Annotated in this window: 19 protein-coding genes; 8 read left to right on the forward strand and 11 right to left on the reverse strand. The window is 62.7% G+C overall.

All coding sequences use genetic code 11. From position 1 onward, the window contains the following. Positions 1 to 13 precede the first annotated feature (13 nt). On the reverse strand, positions 14 to 625 hold the full coding sequence (locus AC5SSZ_RS00225) for a sugar transferase (RefSeq protein WP_274838605.1): 612 nt from the start codon (positions 623 to 625) through the stop codon (positions 14 to 16). 3 nt (positions 626 to 628) lie between these two features. Beyond that, on the reverse strand, positions 629 to 1,534 hold the full coding sequence (locus tag AC5SSZ_RS00230; protein ID WP_274838604.1) for an NAD-dependent epimerase/dehydratase family protein: 906 nt from the start codon (positions 1,532 to 1,534) through the stop codon (positions 629 to 631). A 111-nt stretch (positions 1,535 to 1,645) separates the two neighbouring features. Between AC5SSZ_RS00230 and AC5SSZ_RS00235 the strand changes: the two genes are divergently transcribed. After that, positions 1,646 to 2,761, forward strand: coding sequence for a polysaccharide biosynthesis/export family protein (locus AC5SSZ_RS00235; RefSeq protein WP_274838603.1), 1,116 nt, complete (start codon positions 1,646 to 1,648; stop codon positions 2,759 to 2,761). Between the two features lie 6 nt (positions 2,762 to 2,767). Here the strand turns inward: AC5SSZ_RS00235 and rfbA are convergent, their stop codons facing one another. The 4 genes from rfbA to rfbC all read right to left on the reverse strand — a co-directional run bounded on the left by rfbA (position 2,768) and on the right by rfbC (position 6,226). Next, on the reverse strand, positions 2,768 to 3,652 hold the full coding sequence (gene rfbA, locus AC5SSZ_RS00240; RefSeq protein WP_274838602.1) for a glucose-1-phosphate thymidylyltransferase RfbA: 885 nt from the start codon (positions 3,650 to 3,652) through the stop codon (positions 2,768 to 2,770). Further along, the gene (gene rfbD / locus AC5SSZ_RS00245; protein ID WP_274838601.1) at positions 3,649 to 4,497 is read right to left on the reverse strand and encodes a dTDP-4-dehydrorhamnose reductase; all 849 of its coding nucleotides are present in this window, start codon (positions 4,495 to 4,497) and stop codon (positions 3,649 to 3,651) included. The genes rfbA and rfbD overlap by 4 nt, the downstream gene beginning before the upstream one ends. Before the next feature lie 118 nt (positions 4,498 to 4,615). Beyond that, the gene (gene rfbB / locus AC5SSZ_RS00250) at positions 4,616 to 5,668 is read right to left on the reverse strand and encodes a dTDP-glucose 4,6-dehydratase (RefSeq protein ID WP_274838600.1); all 1,053 of its coding nucleotides are present in this window, start codon (positions 5,666 to 5,668) and stop codon (positions 4,616 to 4,618) included. Between the two features lie 3 nt (positions 5,669 to 5,671). After that, the gene (gene rfbC / locus AC5SSZ_RS00255; RefSeq protein WP_274838617.1) at positions 5,672 to 6,226 is read right to left on the reverse strand and encodes a dTDP-4-dehydrorhamnose 3,5-epimerase; all 555 of its coding nucleotides are present in this window, start codon (positions 6,224 to 6,226) and stop codon (positions 5,672 to 5,674) included. Positions 6,227 to 6,520: 294 nt separating this feature from the next. Here rfbC and AC5SSZ_RS00260 point away from each other — a divergent pair, with 294 nt between their 5' ends. Beyond that, a complete protein-coding gene (locus tag AC5SSZ_RS00260) occupies positions 6,521 to 7,768 on the forward strand; it encodes a glycosyltransferase family 4 protein (RefSeq protein ID WP_274838599.1) in 1,248 nt (415 codons plus the stop codon). A gap of 113 nt (positions 7,769 to 7,881) precedes the next feature. Here the strand turns inward: AC5SSZ_RS00260 and AC5SSZ_RS00265 are convergent, their stop codons facing one another. Continuing rightward, positions 7,882 to 8,895 (reverse strand): replication initiator protein A, encoded by a 1,014-nt coding sequence (locus tag AC5SSZ_RS00265; RefSeq protein ID WP_274838598.1) that lies wholly within the window; start codon positions 8,893 to 8,895, stop codon positions 7,882 to 7,884. A gap of 192 nt (positions 8,896 to 9,087) precedes the next feature. Continuing rightward, complete coding sequence (locus AC5SSZ_RS00270) at positions 9,088 to 9,369, reverse strand: hypothetical protein (protein WP_274838597.1); 282 nt, start codon at positions 9,367 to 9,369, stop codon at positions 9,088 to 9,090. Between the two features lie 63 nt (positions 9,370 to 9,432). On the opposite strand from AC5SSZ_RS00270, the gene AC5SSZ_RS00275 reads away from it, so the two are divergent. Both AC5SSZ_RS00275 and AC5SSZ_RS00280 read left to right on the forward strand, forming a co-directional pair. Next, positions 9,433 to 10,848, forward strand: a complete 1,416-nt coding sequence (locus AC5SSZ_RS00275) for an AAA family ATPase (protein ID WP_274838596.1) — start codon at positions 9,433 to 9,435, stop codon at positions 10,846 to 10,848. Positions 10,849 to 10,899: 51 nt separating this feature from the next. Beyond that, on the forward strand, positions 10,900 to 12,021 hold the full coding sequence (locus AC5SSZ_RS00280; RefSeq protein WP_495436063.1) for a ParB/RepB/Spo0J family partition protein: 1,122 nt from the start codon (positions 10,900 to 10,902) through the stop codon (positions 12,019 to 12,021). A 125-nt stretch (positions 12,022 to 12,146) separates the two neighbouring features. On the opposite strand, the gene AC5SSZ_RS00285 is transcribed toward AC5SSZ_RS00280, so the two are convergent. Further along, positions 12,147 to 13,451, reverse strand: coding sequence for a UDP-glucose dehydrogenase family protein (locus tag AC5SSZ_RS00285; RefSeq protein ID WP_274838594.1), 1,305 nt, complete (start codon positions 13,449 to 13,451; stop codon positions 12,147 to 12,149). Positions 13,452 to 13,608: 157 nt separating this feature from the next. Next, complete coding sequence (locus AC5SSZ_RS00290) at positions 13,609 to 14,610, reverse strand: NAD-dependent epimerase/dehydratase family protein (RefSeq protein WP_274838593.1); 1,002 nt, start codon at positions 14,608 to 14,610, stop codon at positions 13,609 to 13,611. A 182-nt stretch (positions 14,611 to 14,792) separates the two neighbouring features. Between AC5SSZ_RS00290 and AC5SSZ_RS00295 the strand changes: the two genes are divergently transcribed. Further along, a complete protein-coding gene (locus AC5SSZ_RS00295) occupies positions 14,793 to 15,818 on the forward strand; it encodes a glycosyltransferase (protein ID WP_274838592.1) in 1,026 nt (341 codons plus the stop codon). 38 nt (positions 15,819 to 15,856) lie between these two features. Here AC5SSZ_RS00295 and AC5SSZ_RS00300 read toward each other — a convergent pair whose 3' ends face one another. Further along, positions 15,857 to 16,687 carry an ABC transporter permease gene (locus tag AC5SSZ_RS00300; protein WP_274839034.1) on the reverse strand — a complete coding sequence of 277 codons (831 nt, stop codon included), beginning with the start codon at positions 16,685 to 16,687 and terminating at the stop codon, positions 15,857 to 15,859. Positions 16,688 to 16,791: 104 nt separating this feature from the next. On the opposite strand from AC5SSZ_RS00300, the gene AC5SSZ_RS00305 reads away from it, so the two are divergent. The 3 genes from AC5SSZ_RS00305 (at position 16,792) to AC5SSZ_RS00315 (ending at position 20,861) form a co-directional block, all read left to right on the forward strand. Beyond that, positions 16,792 to 18,183, forward strand: a complete 1,392-nt coding sequence (locus AC5SSZ_RS00305; RefSeq protein WP_274838590.1) for a KpsE/RkpR family capsule polysaccharide export protein — start codon at positions 16,792 to 16,794, stop codon at positions 18,181 to 18,183. A gap of 23 nt (positions 18,184 to 18,206) precedes the next feature. Further along, positions 18,207 to 18,860 carry an ABC transporter ATP-binding protein gene (locus AC5SSZ_RS00310; RefSeq protein WP_274838589.1) on the forward strand — a complete coding sequence of 218 codons (654 nt, stop codon included), beginning with the start codon at positions 18,207 to 18,209 and terminating at the stop codon, positions 18,858 to 18,860. 156 nt (positions 18,861 to 19,016) lie between these two features. Continuing rightward, positions 19,017 to 20,861, forward strand: coding sequence for a glycosyltransferase (locus AC5SSZ_RS00315; protein ID WP_274838588.1), 1,845 nt, complete (start codon positions 19,017 to 19,019; stop codon positions 20,859 to 20,861). Positions 20,862 to 20,880: the final 19 nt, after the last annotated feature.

Genomic DNA, 20,880 nt, shown 5'->3' on the forward strand with positions numbered 1-20,880 from the left:
CGCATCATCCGCCCTAACCACGGCGGAAGATATTGCCAATGGTCTGGAACACTAGGTCGAAGTCATAGCACATGTTGCGGTGGCGCTGATAAATCAGATCGAGCCGCGCCTTGGCGGGCACGCAGATGCGGGAATAGACCGCATCGGTTTCCTCGCGGCTTGTGCAGCGTTCCAGCAGCGCCGCCTCGTGCTTGTGGTAGGTGATCGAAGCCAGGCCGGTGACGCCGGGGCGGCTTTTCAGAACCTTTTCATAGACTTCGGGATGGGCCTCCACATATTGGCGTAGCGGCGGGCGCGGCCCGACAAAACTGAGATCACCTTTGAGGATGTTCCAGAGCTGGGGGAATTCATCCAGCCGCTTGCGCCTCAGCCAGGCACCGGTGCGGGTGATGCGCGCCGCCTTGTCACCGCCGGAGACGCCGGCATCCTCGGCCACCACCGTCATAGTGCGGAGCTTCCAGAGGTCAAAGGGCTGATCCGGCGTTTTCATCCGCTCTGCCACATAAAACAGCGGTCGCCCTTCCTTCAGCAGCAGCCAGAGCAGCAGCAACAGCAAAATCGGCCCCAGAATGATGATCAGCAGCGTGGCAAAGAAAAGATCGAAAAGGCGTTTGTCCCAGGTCATGTCTCAGCTTTCGTCCCTCAGCGCGGCCCATTCCGCCACCAGCCGCGCCGGATCGGCAGGGGGCAGCGGCACATCCGGCGGCAGCAACCCGGCCAGCCGGGTCACCTCCAGCGCAACCTCGGGGATGGCGCTATCGGGCGCCGGGCGCAAGCTGAACTCCAGCCCCGCCGCGCGCAGCAGATCGCCCATGGCAACCGGGCCGGGCTGAGCCACGTTAACCACCTCAGGCAGACCCCGGCGCTGCACCAGCGCCGCCAGCACCTGCGCCAGCATCTGCACCCCAATATAGCTGCGCCGGGGCGTTGTGCCATCGGCGAAACGGTCCAGCTGAAACCCGGGGCGCCAGCCGCCGAGAATGGCATCGAGCCCCGCGATATTACCGATCCTGAGGGCGGTGACCGCCACCCCGGCCTCTGCCCCCAGCCTGAAGGTCTGCGTCTCCATCGCGGCCTTGGCGGCGCCATAGGGGTTGGCCGGGTGCAGTGGCGCCTCTTCGGGCAATATTCCGGGCTGATTGCCGTAGACCGCCGCCGAAGAGGTCAGCAACACCCGCGTCTTTCTGTCACTGACCCGGGTGCTTGCCTGCGCCGCCTTTATCGCAGCTTCGGCAAGGCGAACATTGTCATCGAGATCGCCGCCATGGCCCGGGGTGACGCCAGCGAGACAGAGGATCGTATCGGTGCCCTCGGCGGCCCGCGCCAGGGTCGCGGGATCTTCCAGCGGCGCAAGGATATGCCAGGCTTCCCCTGCGGTACAATCGGCCGGACGGCGGCGCGCCTGCCAGCGCAGATCGGCGCCCGCAGGCAGCAGGGTCGGCCAGTCCCGGCGCAACAGCCCGCCGATCCGCCCAGCGGCGCCGAGCACCAGAATGGCCGGGGCTGTGGGGTCGCCTCCCGATTCTGCCTCCATAGGTGTTGACGCTTGTTGTTGACGCATGGCACAGGCCCAGTATCTTGCTCGCATAATAACCACAGGTCCGAAACCGGATCAGAAATCAAGCCGTTTCCGGACAGGGACCTCATGCGCTCTTTCATTTCACTGCTCGCCGCCGTCAGCCTCGCTCTTTTGTCGGCGGCTTGTGGCCGTCTGCCAAGCGGCGCCCCCGTCAGCGAGGAAATCCTGGCCCAGTCCAGCGAGCCGGATGCCGATTTTGCGCTTTATCAGGTCACCCGCGCCTTCCTGCCCACGGTGGGGCAATGGCCGGAAACCGGCCAGAAAGAGCTTTTGGGCTGGATCCGCGCCAGCCAGGGTGCCAAGACCCAGATCATCCAGGCCGGCGACACGCTGACGCTCCGAATCTGGGACAGCAGCGACAATTCCCTGCTAACCTCCTCCGAGCAGAAGATGGTACAGCTGCAGGACGTGCGGGTAGCCTCGAACGGCTCAGTCTTCATGCCCTATGTGGGCAATGTGAACGTGCTGGGGCTGACCCCGGATCTGGCGCGGGAAAAACTGCAGGAAGAGCTGGAGGCCATCGTGCCTTCGGCGCAGCTGCAGCTGGACATGGCCGAGGGGCGCGGCAACTCGGTCGATCTGGTCTCGGGCGTTGCCCGGCCCGGCACCTATCCGATGCCGGACCGCAACTATACGGTGATGGGGCTGATCTCGGCCGGGGGCGGTATTTCCTCCAATCTCAACAACCCGCAGATCCGCCTGGTGCGGGGCAGCAATATCTACGGCACCTCGGTGCAGAACCTGCTGAACAATCCGCGCCTTGATACGCTCCTGCGCGGCGGCGACCGGGTCTTCGTGGAAGAGGACGAACGCTATTTCCTCTCCTTCGGGGCCACCGGCACCGAGGATCTGCATATCTTTACCAAGGACGAAATGTCGGCGATGGATGCGATCTCGGTCTCGGGGGGCTTTCAGGACAGCAAGGCCGATCCCGAAGGGCTGCTGGTCCTGCGCGAATACCCGGACACAGCGGTGGCGCCCGGCCAGCGCGGACCGCGCCACAACCGCGTGGTCTTCACCCTGGATCTGACCACGGCGGACGGGCTGTTTTCCGCCCGCAAGTTCGAGATCAACCCTGGCGATCTGGTCATCGCCACCGAATCCCCGGTGAACGATGCGTTGACCGTCTCCAATCTCATCGGCAACTTCTTCGGTGTCTTCAGTCGGGCTGGCGTGCTGTAACGCGCGTCAGTCCAGCAGCCGCTCCAGATAAGTGCCGTAGTCATTCTTCTTGAATAGATCGGCGCGGGCCTGCAGCTGCTGATCGTCGATCCAGCCCTGCTCATAGGCGATTTCCTCAAGGCAGCCGGTCTGCAGCCCCTGGCGTTTGGTCAGGGTGCGCACAAAATTGCCCGCATCCAGAAGTGAGCCATGGGTGCCGGTATCAAGCCAGGCATAACCGCGGCCCATGGTTTCCACCCGCAGGCTGCCTTCATCCAGATACATCTGCAGAAGATCGGTGATCTCCAGCTCGCCGCGCGGCGAAGGCTTCACCTTGCGGGCGCGGGCGGGCGCGGTGCCATCGAGGAAGTAAAGCCCGGTCACCGCATAATTCGACGGTGGCACCTCGGGCTTTTCGATAATCTCCCGGGCGGTGCCCTGATCATCGAAATCCACCACGCCATAGCGTTCGGGGTCGGCCACGTGATAACCAAAGACGGTGCCGCCGCTGGCCTGTTCATCTGCTGCCGCCAGCAGGCTCGGCAGACCATGGCCGAAGAAAATATTGTCGCCCAGCACCAGCGCCGAGGGCGCGCCATCTAGGAACTCCTCGGCCAGGATATAGGCCTGCGCCAGACCATCGGGCGACGGTTGCACCACATAGGTCAGCGAGACGCCCCATTGGCTGCCATCGCCAAGGGTGCGCTGGAACTGCTCCTGATCCTGCGGCGTGGTGATGATGCAGATCTCGCGGATGCCCGCCAGCAGCAGTACCGACAGCGGGTAATAGATCATCGGCTTGTCGTAGATCGGCAAAAGCTGTTTCGACACCCCCATGGTGATCGGATAGAGCCGGGTGCCCGAGCCGCCCGCCAGAATGATGCCCTTACGCGTGGTGCTGCGTGCCGTCATGCGCTCTCCCCCAGATCTTTCAGAATATCATCAAGACCCGCCTGCCAATTGGGACGGGTGATGCCAAAAACAGTCTTTAACAAGGCGCAATCGAGCCTAGAGTTCAACGGCCGCCTTGCCGGAGTCGGATACTCGCTGGAGGGGATATCCACCACTTCGCACGAAAGGCCCGCGCGGGCAAAGATCTCGCGCGCGAACCCGGCCCAGCTGGTGTCTGGTGTACCTGCAAAATGATAGGTGCCGCTCTTGCCCGGATCCTCGGCCAGTTGCCCGGCGATCGTCATGCAGGCCGCCGCGATGGCGCGCGCCGGGGTCGGGGCGCCGATCTGATCCGCCACGATAGTCAGGCGGTCGCGTTCCTTGCCCAGGCGCAGCATGGTCTTGATGAAATTATTGCCATGCGCCGAGACCACCCAGGAGGTGCGCAGGATGGCATATGCCCCCCCTGCTGCGCGCACCGCCTCTTCACCGACCAGCTTACTGCGGCCATAGGCGCCAAGGGGACCGGTCGTATCCTTAGGGCTCCAGGGGGCATCGCCGCTGCCGTCAAAGACGTAATCGGTGGAAACGGTGACAAAGGGAATCCCCAGATCAGCGCAGGCGCGGGCCATGGCGGCAGGGGCAACGCCGTTGATCACCGTGGCCAGTTCCTCTTCCTCTTCGGCGCGATCAACAGCGGTATAGGCGGCGGCATTGATCACCGCAGCAGGCGTCCGGGCGCGGAGGATTTCCGCACAGGCCTCCGGTTCGGAGAGATCCGCCTGATCGCGGCCCAGACAGGTGACGCCGTCAAAAGCCGCCAGTTCGCGGGCCAGCTGGCCGGTTTTGCCAAAGACAAGGATCATGGGTTTCCCCCGCAGGCTTTTGCCTGGCCGACAGGCCGGGCGGCGCCCGACCCTCTCCCCGGGAGGGCGCTTCGCACCCGCCCAGGCTCGGGCGCCGCCCTTGACGATACTGTCGTGCTCATTTGCCGGTTCCCAGCCGCTGGCCGACGCCATGGCGTTCCTGCAGCGGACGCCACCAGGCCTCGTTATCCAGATACCATTGCACGGTCTTTGCCAGACCTTCCTCCACCGTGACGCTTGGCCGCCAGCCTAGTTCCTCGCGGATACGCGAGGGATCGATGGCATAGCGCGCGTCATGACCCGGCCGGTCGGTGACAAAGGTGATCTGATCGGTATAAGACTTACCATCGGCGCGCGGACGTTTTTCGTCCAGGATCGCGCAAAGCGTCTGCACCAGTTCCAGATTGCTGCGCTCGTTCTCGCCACCGATATTATAGGAGCGCCCCAGCGCCCCCTTCTGCAACACCAGCAACAGCGCATCAGCGTGATCTTCCACATAAAGCCAGTCGCGGATGTTCGACCCATCGCCATAGATCGGCAGGGCCTTTCCGGCCAGCGCGTTGAGGATCACCACCGGAATGAGTTTCTCCGGGAAATGATAGGGGCCGTAGTTGTTGGAACAATTGGTCAGCACCACCGGCAGCCCGTAGGTCTCGGCCCAGGCGCGCACCAGATGGTCGGAGCTGGCCTTGGAGGCCGAATAGGGTGAGCGCGGATCATAGGCGGTATCTTCGGTGAACATCACCTCGGGGTCGTTGGGTAGCGAGCCATAGACCTCATCGGTGGAGATGTGATGGAAGCGGAAGCCCTTGGGGCGGTCATTTTCGATCCAGTATTTGCGCGCCGCCTCCAGCATGTTGAAGGTGCCGGTGATATTGGTCTCGATGAAATCGCCCGGCCCGTCGATCGAGCGGTCCACGTGACTTTCGGCGGCCAGATGCATCACCGCATCGGGCTTATGCGCGGCAAAGACCCGGTCGAGCGCGGCGCGGTCGCGGATGTCGGCCTGCTCAAATGCGTAATCCGGGCTGTCTGCCACACTGGCCACATTCTCAAGACAGGCGGCATAGGTCAGCGCATCGAGGTTCACCACCTGATGGCCCCGGGCAATCGCCAGGCGCACCACGGCAGAGCCGATAAATCCGGCGCCGCCGGTCACGAGTATCTTCATGGGTTATCCTTTCCAGACAAACGGACTGTCGAAATCTGCCAGCGCGTCGGCGGCGGCGTCCTTATCCGACAGGACCGGCGTGCCCTCAAAGCCCCAGTCGATGCCGCAGCTATCCCAGGCCACGGCGCCATCACACTCGGGCGCGTAATAGTCGGTGCATTTATAAAGGATCTCGGTATCCGGCGCGCGGGTGATGAAGCCGTGCAGGAAGCCCTTGGGCACCAGCAGCTGCTTGCCGTTTTCCGCGCTCAACTCGATCCCGAACCATTTGCCATAGCAGGGCGAGCCCTTGCGGATATCCACCGCCACATCAAAAAGCGCCCCGCGCCCGCAGCGCACCAGCTTGTCCTGGGCATGGGGGGGCGCCTGGAAATGCAGCCCCCGCAGGGTGCCGACCTGCGACGACAACGAATGATTGTCCTGCACGAATTCGAAATCCAGCCCGTGTTCTGCCATCCGCTGCCGATTCCAGCTTTCACTGAAAAAGCCGCGGGCATCCCCGAACCGCTGCGGTGTCAGGACCTTCAGTCCCGGCATGCCTGTCTCTTCGATCTGCATCCTGTCCGTCCCGATCTGGATGATCTTTTCCTGCCGCAGTCCTAGCCGCTCCGGCGCCCCCGCGCCAGTCATCAGGCCAGTGATCAAGCCAGCCTTTAGCTCTGCCTCCGCAACCGCAGCGCGGAGGGCCTGCCCCTTCTGCTCTGTAAAACCGGCAACCCCATGACCAGCCCATGACCACCTCATGACACGGAGACGACAGAACCGGGGCGCTCAGCCGCAATCCGGTTGCGCCAGCCGCCCCTGCAGGGCAAGCATGCGAAAAACATTCCTAAGACGGTGTCAAAATCGCCCATGAAATTTCTCTTTGTCCATCAGAACATGCCCGGCCAGTACCGGGAATTGATCACCTGGCTGGCGGCGCAGCCCGAGGGTCACGAGATCTATTTCCTGACCCAGCGCAGTGACATCCAGCTGCCCGGCGTCACCACGGTAACCTACAAGGCGCATCATCAGCCCGCCAAGGACGCCTATGGGCTGTCCAAGGACTGGGAGGCCGCCGCCGGCACCGGTATCGGCGCAGCACTGGCCGCGCGGCAGTTGAAAGACACCCGCGGCTGGAGCCCCGATATCATCATCGGTCACACCGGCTGGGGTGAGCTGACCTTCCTGAAAGAGGTCTGGCCCGAGGTGCCGATGATCGGCTTCTTCGAATATTTCTACCGCACTTCCGGCGGGTTGGTTGGGTTCGACCCGGACAACCCGCCCAACGATCAGGCCGGCTTTTTTGCCCAGGCCCGCAACACGGTGCCCTATACCAATATCCACACCGTCGATCTCGGCCATACCCCCACCTACTGGCAGCGCGACCGCTTCCCCAAAAGCTTCCATGACCGCATGTATGTCTGCCACGACGGCATCCGCACCGACCGGCTGCAGCCCGACCCCGAGGCCTCGATTTCGCTGGGGCGGCTGGACCGCCCGCTAACCCGGGACGACGAGGTGATCACCTATGTCGCACGCAACATGGAGCGCGCCCGCGGCTTTCACATCATGATGCGCGCCCTGCCGAAGATACTGAAGGAACGCCCCAACGCCCGCGTCCTGATGATCGGTGGCAATGAAACCTCCTATGGCGCCGAAAGCAAACACCCGGAAGGCCTGCGCGGTGAGATGGAGGATGAGCTGCAAGGCCAAATCGACTGGAGCCGGGTGCATTTCCTTGGCCGCGTCCCCTATGATGCCCTCTGCGACATCATCCGCATCAGCCGCTGCCATATCTATCTGACCATGCCCTTCGTGCTCAGCTGGTCGCTGCTGGAGGCGATGTCGATGCAGGCCACGGTGGTGGCCGCCGATGTGGCGCCGGTGCGCGAGGCCGTCACCCATGGGGAAACCGGCATGCTAGTGGATTTCTTCGACCCCGATGCGCTGGCGGCGCAGGTGGTGGATGTGGTGGCCAACCCAGGATCTTATGCCCATCTTGGCCCCAATGCCCGCGCCCATGTGGTGGAGACTTACGATTTCCTGACCCGCTGCCTGCCGGAACATATCGCGCAGATCAACGCGCTGGTGCCTGAAGAGAAGCGGATCCGGATCTGAGCAAATGTTTCGCGCGCGAAACATTTGAAGGTATCTGCCATGAAAAATGACGGGACTGGCCCTCTTCCCTGAGGGCCGGTTTGGAGACGACTTTAAGCTCTTTAGAGACCGTTTCAGGCCTCACGGGCGCGTTTTTTCACCCAGCCCAGGAAAGCCCCATCCGCCTGGCGCAGGCGCGGGCTGCCCGAACGTTGCCACATGGCCCGCCACTCGGCCTCCAGCGCATAGACATCGGCGCCGGGCATCAGGCTGCGGGCGCGCTCCAGCGTCTCCGGCTTCAGCACCGGGGCGGCGCCCATCCCCATACCGGACGCCGGGGCGACCACCGCGTGTTTTTGGCGGAACCGGATCAGATCGCCCGGCAGCTCTTCCATCGCATAATCCGGCAAAGGCTGCGCCTCGATCATGTCGCGGATCATCTTGCGGAACACCCGGCGCGGGCTGGCCGATCCGGATTTCTTCAGCAAGGTGTCCACCGAAATGGTCCATCCTTCCTGGCGGCCGCAATGCTTGCGGGTCAGCTCGTAGATGCGCCGCTCCAGCGGTTTACGCAGACGGAAGTAATCGCGGCTAAGGGTCAGCACCGATTTCGACAGCACCGCCCGGAACAGCCATTCGCTGAGGGTGACGGCAACGTTGACCATGCGCCCGCCCCGGGCCTTGCGCACGATTTCCCAGCTTTCGATCAGGCCAAAGCCCGAGGTGACCTCTTGGCCGCCGGTGACGATATTGGTGGTGATGCGGGTGCCCGCCAGCCGTTCAAAGGATTCGCGCAGCCGCCGGTAGGCATCGCCCGAGGTCTCCCGGTTGGTCGCCACCAGCAGATCATGCGCCTTCAGATGCAATGTGCGGCTGACCTGCCGCCCGGCGTTCAGCGCCGCCATCAGCTGGCTGATGCAGAAGATCAGGATGTCCTTGTCGTGGATCGTCGCCAGCCCCTTGACGCTGGGGGTGACGGTAATCTCGGCGCCATTGTGTTCGTAGTTGAGAATGCGCCGGTCCGGTCGGGTGCCGAGCGAGAACAGCGGATGCTCCATCGAGGCCAGGTCGTTCTTGGGGATCGCATCGAAAATATCGCAGAGGAAGAATGCCCCCTGCTCCGATGTCTGCGCCACGGGAGTCTGCATACCCGTTCCGCCTGCTGTGCCCGCAGCTGCCATGATCCCTGCCTTGTCGCTCTGCCCTGCCCCCCGGTTTTCAGGGCGATCTTTGCGCCCTCCGAGGTGACTCGTTTTTCGTGGTTTTGATTACGCTTACCCTAAAGTTATCCACATGCCGCCGCAACGGGGTTCCGGAATCGGAAGATCGGGGGTTCGGAGTCATATGAACGGGGTTTCAGAGTCACTGCTTCCAGAAAAACACGCCCAATCGCCAATGAAAAAAGGGCTTTGCAGCACCGGGCTTCTTCCCGTAACTATTATATAACTCATAAATAACAGGGCAGAAAAATTTTCAGCCTGCCCCAACTCCTCCAAGACCACGGCTTTCCCCCGCTGCAACAGACGGATTTGCTTAGAAAAAGCAAAAGGAGTGCGCATATTTCTTCCATGTGCGCTGTTTTCTGTTATCTTGCCAAAAAGAGCGCACATCAGGCGTTTCATCCAAGAGGGCTGTACTCTTTCCAGAAGGGCGCAGCGCAGCAGCAAAGAGACCGGCAGCAATCCATGGCACGAGATATCCACAGGAAAGAAACCGGGCGAAAAGACAGCGCCCTGCCCCCCTATTTCAACATCGACCCCGACGCGGCTCTGGCCGAGCTGGAGGCGCCCACCAGCACGACAGGTTTTGCCGGGATCGCCGAAGGCTGCGCCCGGGGTCGCGCCGATCTGGCCAGCCGGGGCCTGGATGACGAAGGGCGCAAAACCCTGCGCCTGTTCTCCACTTGGGAAATCACCCGCTACCTGATCCCCGTCGCCCAGGCCCATTTCCGCCGGGTGCTGAAGGCCAACCCGGAGCTGCCGCAGGGGCGCTCGGAAACCGAGGGCGGCGCCAAGTGGTTCACCCTCGACGAGGTGCTGGTCCTGCGGGCGCATTTCGCGGCGCAAGGATCCAAGGCCAAGGATTACATCCCCTACCGCCCCAAGGGGCTGCCGGCCAAGATGGTTGCCGTGGCCAACTTCAAGGGCGGCGTCGGCAAGACCTCCACCGCGGCGCATCTGGCGATGTCGGCGGCGCTGGATGGCTACAAGGTGCTGGTCATTGACCTCGATAGCCAGGGGTCGATGACTTCGATCTTCGGCGGCCGGGTCGAGGATGAATGGCAGACCGCCTTTCCGCTCTTGGCGCGCCATTACGGCGAGCACCTGCGCGGCGAGAACCAGCGCCGCCTGGACCGGGGCGAGGCGCCCCAGCCGATGGACGATGCGCTGACCGCGGCGATGGACATGACGGCGGCGGATGTGATCCAGAGTACCCACTGGCCCAATATCGATCTCATCGGCGCCCAGCTGAACCTCTATTGGGCCGAATTCCAGATCCCGGTCTGGCGCATGGCCGCGCGCTCCTGGAAGCTCTGGGATGCGCTCACCGACCGGCTGGAGGCCGACGGGGTGCTGGACCAGTACGACGTCATCTTCATCGATACGCCCCCTGCTCTTGGCTATCTCACCATCAACGGGCTGTCGGCGGCCGATATCCTGCTGGTGCCCATGGGGGCGTCCTTTCTCGAATTCGACTCGACGGGGCGCTTCTTTGACATGCTGCATTCCACATTCGCCAGCATCGAGGAGGGCGAGAACCTCGCCGCCCGCGCCCTGGGTCGGCCCGAGATGGGCTTTGAATGGGATGCGGTGCGCGCTGTCATCACCCGCTACGACAGCGCCCAGCAGGGCGAGCTGGCCGGGCTGATGCAGGCTTATATGGGGCCGGTGCTTTCTCCGCATAAACAGGATTACACCGCGCTGATCGGTCAGGCCGGCGAACAGGTCTCTGGCATCTACGAGGCCGATTACCGCGACTTCAACCGCGAGACCTATGCGCGCGGTCGCGAAACATTCGACGAAACCTACGCCGCCTTCAAACGGCTTCTGATCGGCTGCTGGCGCCGCGCCGAAGTGCAGATGCAGAGCGCGGCCGAGTAAGGCCCCGGCAGGGATGATGGCGCAGACTGCGCGCCCAAAGGAGACAGGCAGATGGCAAAACGCAAACGGTTGATGCCGGCACAGAGCAGCTATCTTTCCGGCGCCCCGGAAAGCAAATCCGCCCTTGGCGGTCCGATGGCCATGGGGGCGGCGCCGATCGCGCAGGTGGCGTCGGAAACCGCTTCGCAAGCGGCCTTGCAGGAATTGTCCGACGTGCTGGAAAACGCCCGCAACAAGGGGCTGATGATCGAAGAGGTGCCGCTGTCGGCCATCGACGAAACCCATCTGGTGCGCGACCGGATCGAACAGGACGCCGAGGAAATGGATGCCCTCGTCGAATCCCTGCGCGCCCGTGGCCAGCAGACCCCGGTTGAACTGGTGCCGCTGGAACCCCGCCCCGATGGCCGCAGTCATGGCCTGATCTCGGGCTGGCGCCGCCTTGGCGCCCTACGCAGGCTCTATGTCGAGACTTCAGACCCGAAATACGCCACGGTGAAGGCGCTGATCATCCGCCCGGAGACGGCGCAGGATGCCTATATCGCCATGGTCGAGGAAAACGAAATCCGGGTGAACCTCTCCCATTACGAACGCGCGCGGATCGCGGTGCGGGCGATGAAGGCAGAGGTATTTCCGACTCTGAAAAAGGCACTTCAGAGTCTCTTTGCTAATGTACCCCGCGCCAAACGCTCCAAGATCCGCAGCTTCGTGACCCTGGTCGAGGAGCTGGATGCAGTACTGTTCTATCCCACTGCCATCAGCGAGAAGCTGGGCCTGTCACTGGTGCGCGCCATGGGCGAGGATGAAGGCTTTGCTGAGCGCCTGCGTGCTGCCCTGCAGGCGGCTCAGCGTGAGACTGCAGCGGATGAGCTGGAGATCCTGAACCGGGTTCTGGCCGAGATACAGGACGGATCTGAGGTCGACACGGCACAGAGTGATGCGGCTCTAAACGCGGCTTTAGAGTCGAAATCTTCGGCGCCCGAGGCCCCTGCCCGCCCGCGTGTGCGTACCCCCGGCGGCGCATCGGATGCTGAGGGATCGGAGCGGATTTCCGTGCAGGCCGCTGCCGGTGTGCGGCTGGGCTTCACGCCCGAACAGAACCGGATCGAGCTGACCGGCGATGCTGTCGATGCAGAGCTGATGGCAGCGCTGCAGGACTGGCTGAAGCACCGCTAAGTCCGAGAGAACAATCAAAGATAATTCGACCCTAAACTCCGGTTTAGGGTCTTTTTTAGACTCTGTAGAACGTCCAAATGTTTCGCGCGCGAAACATTTGGGACCTGCTCAGGCCGGAGGCAGGCTCAGCGGCCCACGGCGATATACTGGGAGAAGCCGGCCCGTTCAGCGGCCCGGGCGGAATAGATATTGCGCAGATCCGCCATCCGCGGATAGGCCATCCTGGCGGCCAGGGCCTTCAGATCAAGCGCGCGGAACTCGTTCCATTCGGTCAGTAGCACCACCAGATCGGCGCCCTCTGCCGCCTCATAGGGATCCTCGAGCCAGTCGACGCCGGGCAGCAGCGCCTCACCCTCGGCGCGGCCCTGCGGGTCGATCACCCGCACATGGGCGCCGCCCCCCACCATGGCGGGTACGATGGTCAGGCTGGGGGCCTCGCGCATGTCGTCGGTATTGGGTTTGAAGGTGACACCCAGCACGGTCACCGTCTTGCCGTTGAAAGAGCCTCCGCAGGCATCGCGCAGCTTTTCCACCATGCGCGCCTTTACCTCGTCATTGACCCGCATCACCGTCTCGGTGATCCGCATCGGAAAGGAATGGTCCTGGCCGATGCGCGCCAGCGCGGCGGTGTCTTTCGGAAAACAGGAGCCGCCATAGCCGGGGCCGGCGTGCAGGAACTTGTTGCCGATCCGCCCGTCCAGACCGACCCCGCGCGAGACCTCTTTGACATCGGCGCCCACCTTTTCGCAAAGCCCGGCGATTTCATTCATGAAGGTGATCTTGGTCGCCAGAAAGGCATTGGCGGCGTATTTGATCATTTCGGCGCTTTCCAGATCGGTGGTCAGGATCGGAAAATCGCGCAGGTAAAGGGGGCGGTAGATCTCGCTCATGACCTCGGCGGCGTGGGCGCTTTCGACGCCGACCACCACCCGGTCGGGCTTCATGAAATCCTCGATCGCCGCGCCTTCGCGCAGGAATTCGGGATTGGAGGCCACATCGAAGTCCGCATCCGGATTGGCGCTGGCGATCACCTCCTGCACTTGGCGGTTGGTGCCCACCGGCACGGTGGATTTGGTCACCACCACCGCATAGCCGGTCAGCGCCGCGGCGATCTCTTCGGCGGCGGCCATCACATAGGTCAGATCCGCATGGCCATCGCCGCGCCGGGTCGGGGTGCCGACGGCGATAAACACCGCCTCGGCGCCATCCACGGCGGCGGCCAGATCGTCGCTGAATTCCAGCCGCCCGGCGGCGACGTTTTTTTCCATCAGCGTATCCAGGCCCGGCTCGTAGATCGGCACTTCGCCGGCCCTCAGCCGGTTGATCTTGGCAGCGTCCTTGTCGACGCAGATCACGTCATGGCCGAAATCGGAGAAACAGACGCCGGACACCAGTCCCACGTAGCCTGTGCCAATCATCGCGATACGCATGGGGTGTCCCCTGTTCTGCTTGGTATGTCGTTTTGCAACTTTGAAGAAAGCGCAGGCCGGGCGCAATGGGGCTGGGGCTGGCGTCCTTCAAATGTTTCGCGCGCGAAACATTTGCACCTGTCATCCAGGCCCCTGCCGGTGTCACCGCGTTACGGCATCAGGCGCTGTAATAACCCCGGTACCAATCCACGAAACGGGCAACGCCGGTCCTGACATCGACCTCTGCCCGGTACCCGGTGAGGGCGGTGAGCAGCGATGTGTCGGCCCATGTCGCGGGCACGTCGCCGGCCTGCATCTCCTTCAGGATCTTCTGCGCGGGCTGTCCCAGCGCCTCTTCCAGGGCGGCGATATAGTCCATCAGCGGGGTGGGCTGGCTGGCGCCGATATTCACGACCCGGAAGGGCGCAACGGGGCTGAGGCTGTCCTGCGGCCCCACCGGAGCATCGCCTGGCACCGCCTCGATCAGCCCGGTGATGCCGGTGACCAGATCGTCGATATAGGTAAAATCGCGGCTCATGCGGCCGTGGTTATAGACCTCGATCGGCTCATCCGCGAGCATCGCCTTGGTGAATTTGAACAGCGCCATGTCGGGCCGGCCCCAGGGGCCATAGACGGTGAAGAACCGGAACATGGTGATCGGCAGCGCGTAAAGATGCGCATAGGAATGGCCCATCGCCTCGCCCGCCTTCTTGGTGGCGGCATAGAAGGACATCGGTGTGTCCGCCTTTTGCCGCTCGTCAAAGGGCATTTCCGTGTTGGCGCCATAGACCGAAGAGGTGGAGGCCATCAGAAGATGCGCAGGCGGATGGGCGCGGGCGGCCTCCAAGAGTTCGAAGGTGCCGATCAGGTTGGCCTCAAGGTAGTCGCGCGGCGCATCGATGGAATGACGCACCCCAGCCTGGGCGGCCAGGTGAATGACCGCATCGGGGCGGTGGCGGGCAAAGAGTTCCATCAGGCGCCCGGGGTCTTCCAGCTTGCCGATCACTGGGGTGAAGGCCGGGTTTTCTGCCAGCATCGCGTGGCGGCGCTCCTTCAGGGTGACATCGTAATAGGGCGACAGGCAATCGAGCCCGACGACCTGCCAGCCCGCGGCCAGCAAGCGGGCCGCAAGGTGATAGCCGATGAAGCCGGCTGATCCGGTGACAAGAGCAGTGCGCATGACATGCTTGGTGGCCGCTTCCGGCGGTCCTGTCAAACCCTATCCGGTGCCTTTCTGCGGGGCAGGGCGCGGCGCGGGGCACCCCTTGGGGTTTGACATGAGGCCGGATTTATGAGTTTTGCGCTCCCACAACGCAAAAACGACCACACAGACGAGCAGAACAGGCCGGGGAGCAGATTTTCGTGAGCGCACAGACAGATCCCAGCCCGTCTCCCCGCCGCCTGGTGGCGGTGGTGGTGACCTATAATCGTCTCGACAAGCTGAAGGACACCATTGCCCGGCTGCTGCAAAGCCCGGCCGCAGAGCTGGCGGCGCTGGTGGTGGTGGACAATGCCTCGACCGATGGCACGAGTAACTGGCTGGCGACATTGCAGGATCCGCGGCTGGATATTCAGGTGAGCGAGACCAACCGCGGCGGGGCAGGCGGCTTTGAGCGCGGCATGCGCCGCGCGATGGAGGCGCACGCACCCGACTGGCTGGTGGTGATGGATGACGATGGTCGCCCGGCACCGGGCGCCTTGGCGGCGTTTCACGCCCTGCCCGCCCATGACGATCCGGCGCGCGCCTGGGATGGGGTGGCTGCGGCGGTCTATTTCCCCACCGGCGGCATCTGCGAGATGAACCGCCCCTCGCGCAATCCCTTCTGGCACAGCCGTGAATTCCTGCGCACGCTCTTTGGCGGCGGCCGCTCGGGCTTTCACGTGCAGCCTTCTGATTACGAGGGGCAGGGGATGCAGATCGATGTGACCTCCTTCGTGGGCTTCTTCATCTCGGGGGATGCAGTGCGGCGCATCGGCTATCCGGATCCCGATCTTTTCATCTATGGCGATGACGGGCTTTATACTCTGGGGCTGACCAAATCGGGCGGCCGTATCGGATTTGAACCCGCCGTGCGGTTCGAGCATGATCTGACGACCTTTGTGCCCAAGGCGGGGGAAGAGCAGGCGCAGCGCGGCCGTTTCATCCCCCTGTGGAAGGTCTATTACTACCACCGCAACCTGCTTCTTCTGTATCGGATGGCGGCGGGGATCTGGTTCTGGCCAGTGATGTTGGTGATCCTGCCCAAATGGTTCTCTAAAGTGCGCACCCACGCAGGCGAACGGCGCGCCTTTCTGCGGCTTATGAGCCGGGCGGTGCTAGACGGGCTCAGGCGGCGCACCCATGTGCCCCATGCCGAGGTGCTGGAGATGGCCCGCACTAAGGGGTAGGGGGCGAGCGCAAACCGCGCGCAAGGTTCGGTTGCGGATCAGCGATTCAGGATGACCCGGTGATAGCGTCCCATCAGGATCAGACCGAGCACCAGCAGGATCATGCTGATAAGCAGAACATAAATCACGCTGACAAATGAGGCCGTATAAGTGGGGTAAAACCCGCTGCGCATCAGCCCGGTGATGTGCAGTAGCGGATTGTACCATAGAATATCTCGCGCCACGGGGGGAAGGTCCTCAAACACATAAAGGATGCCGGATGCCAGGAACAGCGGTCGGGTGATGATCGACCAGGCCACGTCCCACAGGGGGTAAAGCCCCAGCAACACGCAATTCACCGTACCCACGCCTAGCCCGAGCAACATGGCCAGCCCCAGAGCTTCCAATGTGGGCCCCATATCGACCACGGCGCGGCTGTCTGCGATCAGCAGCACGCTGCCGATCAGAATGAACGAGATAAGCAGACCGGTCAGGCTGTTGAGGATGAAGCGGGCCAGAATGGCGTCGATCCAGGTGACGGCTGGGTATTTCAGCAGGGGTTTGGAGAAGTTGAGCGCCCGGGCGGTGGTGCCGCTGATGGTCTGATAGAGGTTGAAGGGCAAAAAACCCGTTGCATAGAACAGCAAGAAACTGGTGCCGAGAGACGGGGTACGGATCACCAGGGAGAAGCCGATGCTGAGAAACAGGATGGCGGCCAGCGGTTCCAGAATGCTCCAGATATAGCCACCTGGGGTGCGCCCGTAGCGGGTCGACATTTCCCGCAGCACCAGCGCCGCGATTGTTCGCAGGCTGGCAAAGCGGTGAGAACGCCCCCGGGGACGCTGCGCCGGGGCGATCTGCGGCGTGGCTGTCGGGGGCTGAGGGGTCATAGGATCTGCCATGAATATCTGTGTTGTGAATAGCCTGTCGGCAGGCGATACTATGAAAGAGATAAAAGTCAAATTCAAACGGCGAAAAGCTGGACAGGCGGATCATGGCACAGGAACGTCGAGTGAAGAAGCTGCAGAGCGGGCAGGTGGGCAAAGGCGTTGCTACAGCCGAAGAGGCAACCAGCAACATCGAACATCTCCCTCAGGTGCAGGAGGACACGGCCAGTCAGGAGGACACGCCGGGAAACAGGCGCGGTGGCGGTGGGGGGCGTAAGAAGCTCAAGAAGCTGCGCCAGAAGGTCAAAGCCGCCGAAGCCGCGCTTGAGGCGGCGCAGCGGCAGGTAGCCGAGACACCGACCTATCCCATGGCGCGCCCGGCGCAGATGCGCCGCCGCCACTGGGGGCTGGTGGCCAGTTTCGTGCTGATGGTGCTGGCGCCGCTGGCCGCAGCGGTCTTCTATCTCTGGGCAGTGGCCGAGGATCAGTATATCTCCACCGCCGGTTTCACCGTGCGCAGCCAGGAGAGCGGCGGCGCCACCGATATTCTGGGTGGCTTGGCCAATTTCGCCGGCAATACCACCGCTTCGGACAGCGATATCCTTTATGAATTCATCCAGAGCCAGGAAATGGTGGAATCGGTGGACAAGGCAGTGCCGTTGCGGCCCCATTACAGCCAGCACTGGCCCGACGACTGGGTGTTCTCGCTCTGGCCCGATGCCACGCTGGAACAGATGATCTGGTACTGGCAACGCATCGTCGGCATTTCCTATGACAGCGGTTCAGGGTTAATCGAGGTGCAGGCGGCGGCCTTTGATCCCGAAACCGCCCAGGCCATTACCCGCTCCATCGTCTCTGTAAGCCAGACCCGCATAAATGCGCTGAACGAGCAGGCGCGCGAGGATGCCATGCGCTATGCCCGCGAGGATCTGGACGAGGCGCTGGAGCGGTTGAAAGGCGCGCGTGAGGCGCTGACCCAATTCCGCACCCGCACCCGGATCGTGGATCCGGCGGCGGATATCCAGGGCCGCATGGGGGTGATGAACAACCTGCAGCAGCAATTGGCTGCGGCGCTGATCGAATACGACCTGTTGCGCGGCACCGTGGGGGAGGGGGACCCGCGTCTGAAAAAGGCGCAGCAGCATATCGACGTGATCCGTGATCGTATTGATATCGAGCGGCAGACCTTTGCCTCGACCAATACCGATACCGGCGCCGTGGGAGAGGATTACCCCTCGCTGATTTCGGAATTCGAACGTCTCACGGTGGATCTGCAATATGCCGAGGAAACCTACCGGGCGGCGCTCACCGCGCTGGAGGTCGCTCGCGACGAGGCCACTCGGCAAAGCCGCTATCTGGCCACTTATATCAAGCCGACCCGGGCCCAGGAATCTGAATATCCTGACCGCCCTATGCTGGCGGGGTTAGTGGGGCTGTTCCTGCTTCTGATCTGGTCGGTCCTGGCGCTGATCTACTATTCGATCCGGGATCGCAGCTGAGGCGGGCCGGGGAGCACAAGAGCATGATCCGCTTTGAAAACCTGACCAAGAGCTTCTGGCTGCGGGGCGAGCGCAAGATTGTCATCGACAATCTCACCCTCACCCTGCCCACGGGGCGTTCCCTGGCGCTTCTGGGGCGCAACGGGGCGGGCAAATCCACTCTGCTGCAGATCATCGCCGGCACCATGCGCCCAGATCACGGGCGGGTGGTGTCCGATGGCACCATGTCCTGGCCGGTGGGGCTGGGGGCCTCCTTTCACCGGGATCTGACCGGCGCCGAGAACGTTCGTTTCATCGCCCGTATCTACGGGGTGGATACCGAAGATCTGGTCGCCTTTGTCGAGGATTTTGCTGAACTGGGCAAATTCTACCACATGCCGATGCGCAGCTATTCCTCGGGGATGCGATCCCGGCTGACCTTCGGGGCCTCTATGGGGATTCACTTTGACACATATCTGGTGGACGAGGTGACCTCGGTGGGGGACCGGTCTTTCCGGCGCAAGAGCCGCAAGGTCTTTGCCGACCGGCTGCAGCACTCCAGCGCCATCATGGTCAACCACTCGATGGGGCAGGTGCGTAAGTTCTGTGATGCCGGCGTTGTGCTGGAACATGGCCGGATGCAGTATTTCGACGATCTGGAAGAAGCTATCGCGGTGCATGAAGCGATGCTGTCCTGAGCAAAGGCCGACGATCCGGGCAGAACCGGCTGCAATCCCGGGTGCTTTAAGGCCGGAAACACCCCGTTCGGGCAAAGATAAATTGTACTTTTACAGCCTACTCCAGTAAGGAGCGGACAGCAGACAGAAGCGTATAGGTGCAGGGGAGTTCCGGTGATGAAAGATGAGGCGCAGGCCGCAACGTTCACTACGTTGCAGGCGCTGATGTGGCCCGAGTTCGGCATCTGCACCGAGCGGGAACTCTACGTGTGTACCGAGGGCGCAGTGGCGCTGTCTGATACCCGGCATGACATACATTTTGCCACCGGCGGAGAAGCCTCTTTTGCCACCTGGTTCAACCTGTTCAACCTGGGAAAATGGCAGCGCGAATGCGATCTGAGCTCGCTGGTCCTGACCCTTGAAGGCGCAGGGGATTTCGAACTTTCGGTTTTCCTGGCGCCGAGTAACCGCTCCTGGGACCTGGTGAGCTGCGAGTATGTGACTCTTTCGGAAGACGCAGCCAAAGAGGGTCGGCTGCGGGTGGATCTGTCGCATCTGCTGCAACAGGGCTGCGCCGAGGGTGTACTCTATTTCGTGCTGCGGGCGATGGGACCGGGGCGTCTGGTCGGGGCCGCCTGGCAGACGCAGGATGCGCCGAAACGCCAGCCGCAACTGGCGCTGGCGGTCACCACCTTCCGACGTGAAGCCGAGGTGGCGCGCACGGTCAAACGGTTCGCGGCCTTCCGGGCGCAGTCCTGGATGAAGGACCACGTGCAGATGATCGTTACCGATAACGGGCGCACGGTCGATCTGGATCCCCCCGCAGGCGTCAGCATCGTGCCCAATGAAAACCTCGGCGGGGCAGGTGGTTTTACCCGGGGGCTGCTGGAGGCCCGGGCGCGTGGGGCTTCCCATTGCCTGTTCATGGATGACGATGCCTCGATCCACATGGAAAGTCTGGAGCGCACCTGGATGCTGCTGGCCTATGCCACGGATCCCAAAACCGCCGTTGCCGGGGCGATGATCAGCGAACAGCACCGCTGGGCGATCTGGGAAAACGGCGCTCTCTTTCACACCCGCTGCCTGCCGCAGCACATGGGCACCGATCTGCGCAACAAGAGCGAGATGATCGCGATGGAAAACCTGGCCACCCGGCCGGTGCCGAATACCTTTTATGGCGGCTGGTGGTATTTCGCCTTCCCGGTGGACGCGGCCCGGCACCTCGCCTTCCCCTTTTTCGTGCGCGGCGATGATGTCAGCTTCTCGCTGGCCAATGATTTCAACATCCTCACCCTCAACGGGGTGGTCTCCTTTCAGGAAAGCTTTACCGAGAAGGAAAGTCCGCAGACCTGGTACCTGGACCTGCGCAGCCATATGGCCCACCACATGAGCCTGCCGATGCTGGACGTGGGGGGCAAGGGTGTTCTGAAGATCGCCGCATGGTTCTTCCTGCGCAACCTGCCGCGGATGCATTACGACACGTTGGCGGCCATCAACCTGGCGGTTGAGGACGTGATGCAGGGGCCGGAATTCTTCGACCAGAACGCTGACATGGCCACGCGCCGCGCCGATCTGAAGGCGCTGACTGGCGACGAGACCTGGCAGCCGCTGGCCCCGCACAGGCCGCTGGCGCCGGTGCGCCAAAAACCGCCAAGCTGGGCAGCGCGCCTGGCGATGAAACTGACGCTGAACGGGCTTCTGATCCCCGGCTTTGCCCGTCTGGGCCGCAAGATCACCCTGGAGGCGCCGCACAGGGGCCATATCGGCTATGTCTGGGGCGCCTCGGAAATCACCGTTCTGAATGCCGATCAGGACAAATATTACACCGTGCGCCATTCCAAGGGTGCGGCCTGGCGCCAGATCCGCCGCTTTATCCGTAACGCCCGCGCTTTCCTGAAAGACTATGACCGGCTGGCGGCCAGCTACCGGGAGCGTTATGACGATCTCACCAGTGAGGATTTCTGGCACAGCAAGTTGGGTCTGACGCCCGTGACAAAGATTCAGCAGGACGCCGCCGAGTGAAATCGATTAAACGACTGCT

The organism is Phaeobacter sp. CC-HEC084, from assembly GCF_059429255.1.

Coding starts and splice junctions, on each gene's coding strand:
- AC5SSZ_RS00225 (WP_274838605.1), bottom strand. CDS start 625: ATGACCTGGGACAAACGCCTTTTCGATCTTTTCTTTGCCACGCTGCTG.
- AC5SSZ_RS00230 (WP_274838604.1), bottom strand. CDS start 1,534: ATGGAGGCAGAATCGGGAGGCGACCCCACAGCCCCGGCCATTCTGGTG.
- AC5SSZ_RS00235 (WP_274838603.1), top strand. CDS start 1,646: ATGCGCTCTTTCATTTCACTGCTCGCCGCCGTCAGCCTCGCTCTTTTG.
- rfbA (WP_274838602.1), bottom strand. CDS start 3,652: ATGACGGCACGCAGCACCACGCGTAAGGGCATCATTCTGGCGGGCGGC.
- rfbD (WP_274838601.1), bottom strand. CDS start 4,497: ATGATCCTTGTCTTTGGCAAAACCGGCCAGCTGGCCCGCGAACTGGCG.
- rfbB (WP_274838600.1), bottom strand. CDS start 5,668: ATGAAGATACTCGTGACCGGCGGCGCCGGATTTATCGGCTCTGCCGTG.
- rfbC (WP_274838617.1), bottom strand. CDS start 6,226: ATGCAGATCGAAGAGACAGGCATGCCGGGACTGAAGGTCCTGACACCG.
- AC5SSZ_RS00260 (WP_274838599.1), top strand. CDS start 6,521: ATGAAATTTCTCTTTGTCCATCAGAACATGCCCGGCCAGTACCGGGAA.
- AC5SSZ_RS00265 (WP_274838598.1), bottom strand. CDS start 8,895: ATGCAGACTCCCGTGGCGCAGACATCGGAGCAGGGGGCATTCTTCCTC.
- AC5SSZ_RS00270 (WP_274838597.1), bottom strand. CDS start 9,369: ATGAAACGCCTGATGTGCGCTCTTTTTGGCAAGATAACAGAAAACAGC.
- AC5SSZ_RS00275 (WP_274838596.1), top strand. CDS start 9,433: ATGGCACGAGATATCCACAGGAAAGAAACCGGGCGAAAAGACAGCGCC.
- AC5SSZ_RS00280 (WP_495436063.1), top strand. CDS start 10,900: ATGGCAAAACGCAAACGGTTGATGCCGGCACAGAGCAGCTATCTTTCC.
- AC5SSZ_RS00285 (WP_274838594.1), bottom strand. CDS start 13,451: ATGCGTATCGCGATGATTGGCACAGGCTACGTGGGACTGGTGTCCGGC.
- AC5SSZ_RS00290 (WP_274838593.1), bottom strand. CDS start 14,610: ATGCGCACTGCTCTTGTCACCGGATCAGCCGGCTTCATCGGCTATCAC.
- AC5SSZ_RS00300 (WP_274839034.1), bottom strand. CDS start 16,687: ATGACCCCTCAGCCCCCGACAGCCACGCCGCAGATCGCCCCGGCGCAG.
- AC5SSZ_RS00305 (WP_274838590.1), top strand. CDS start 16,792: ATGGCACAGGAACGTCGAGTGAAGAAGCTGCAGAGCGGGCAGGTGGGC.
- AC5SSZ_RS00310 (WP_274838589.1), top strand. CDS start 18,207: ATGATCCGCTTTGAAAACCTGACCAAGAGCTTCTGGCTGCGGGGCGAG.
- AC5SSZ_RS00315 (WP_274838588.1), top strand. CDS start 19,017: ATGAAAGATGAGGCGCAGGCCGCAACGTTCACTACGTTGCAGGCGCTG.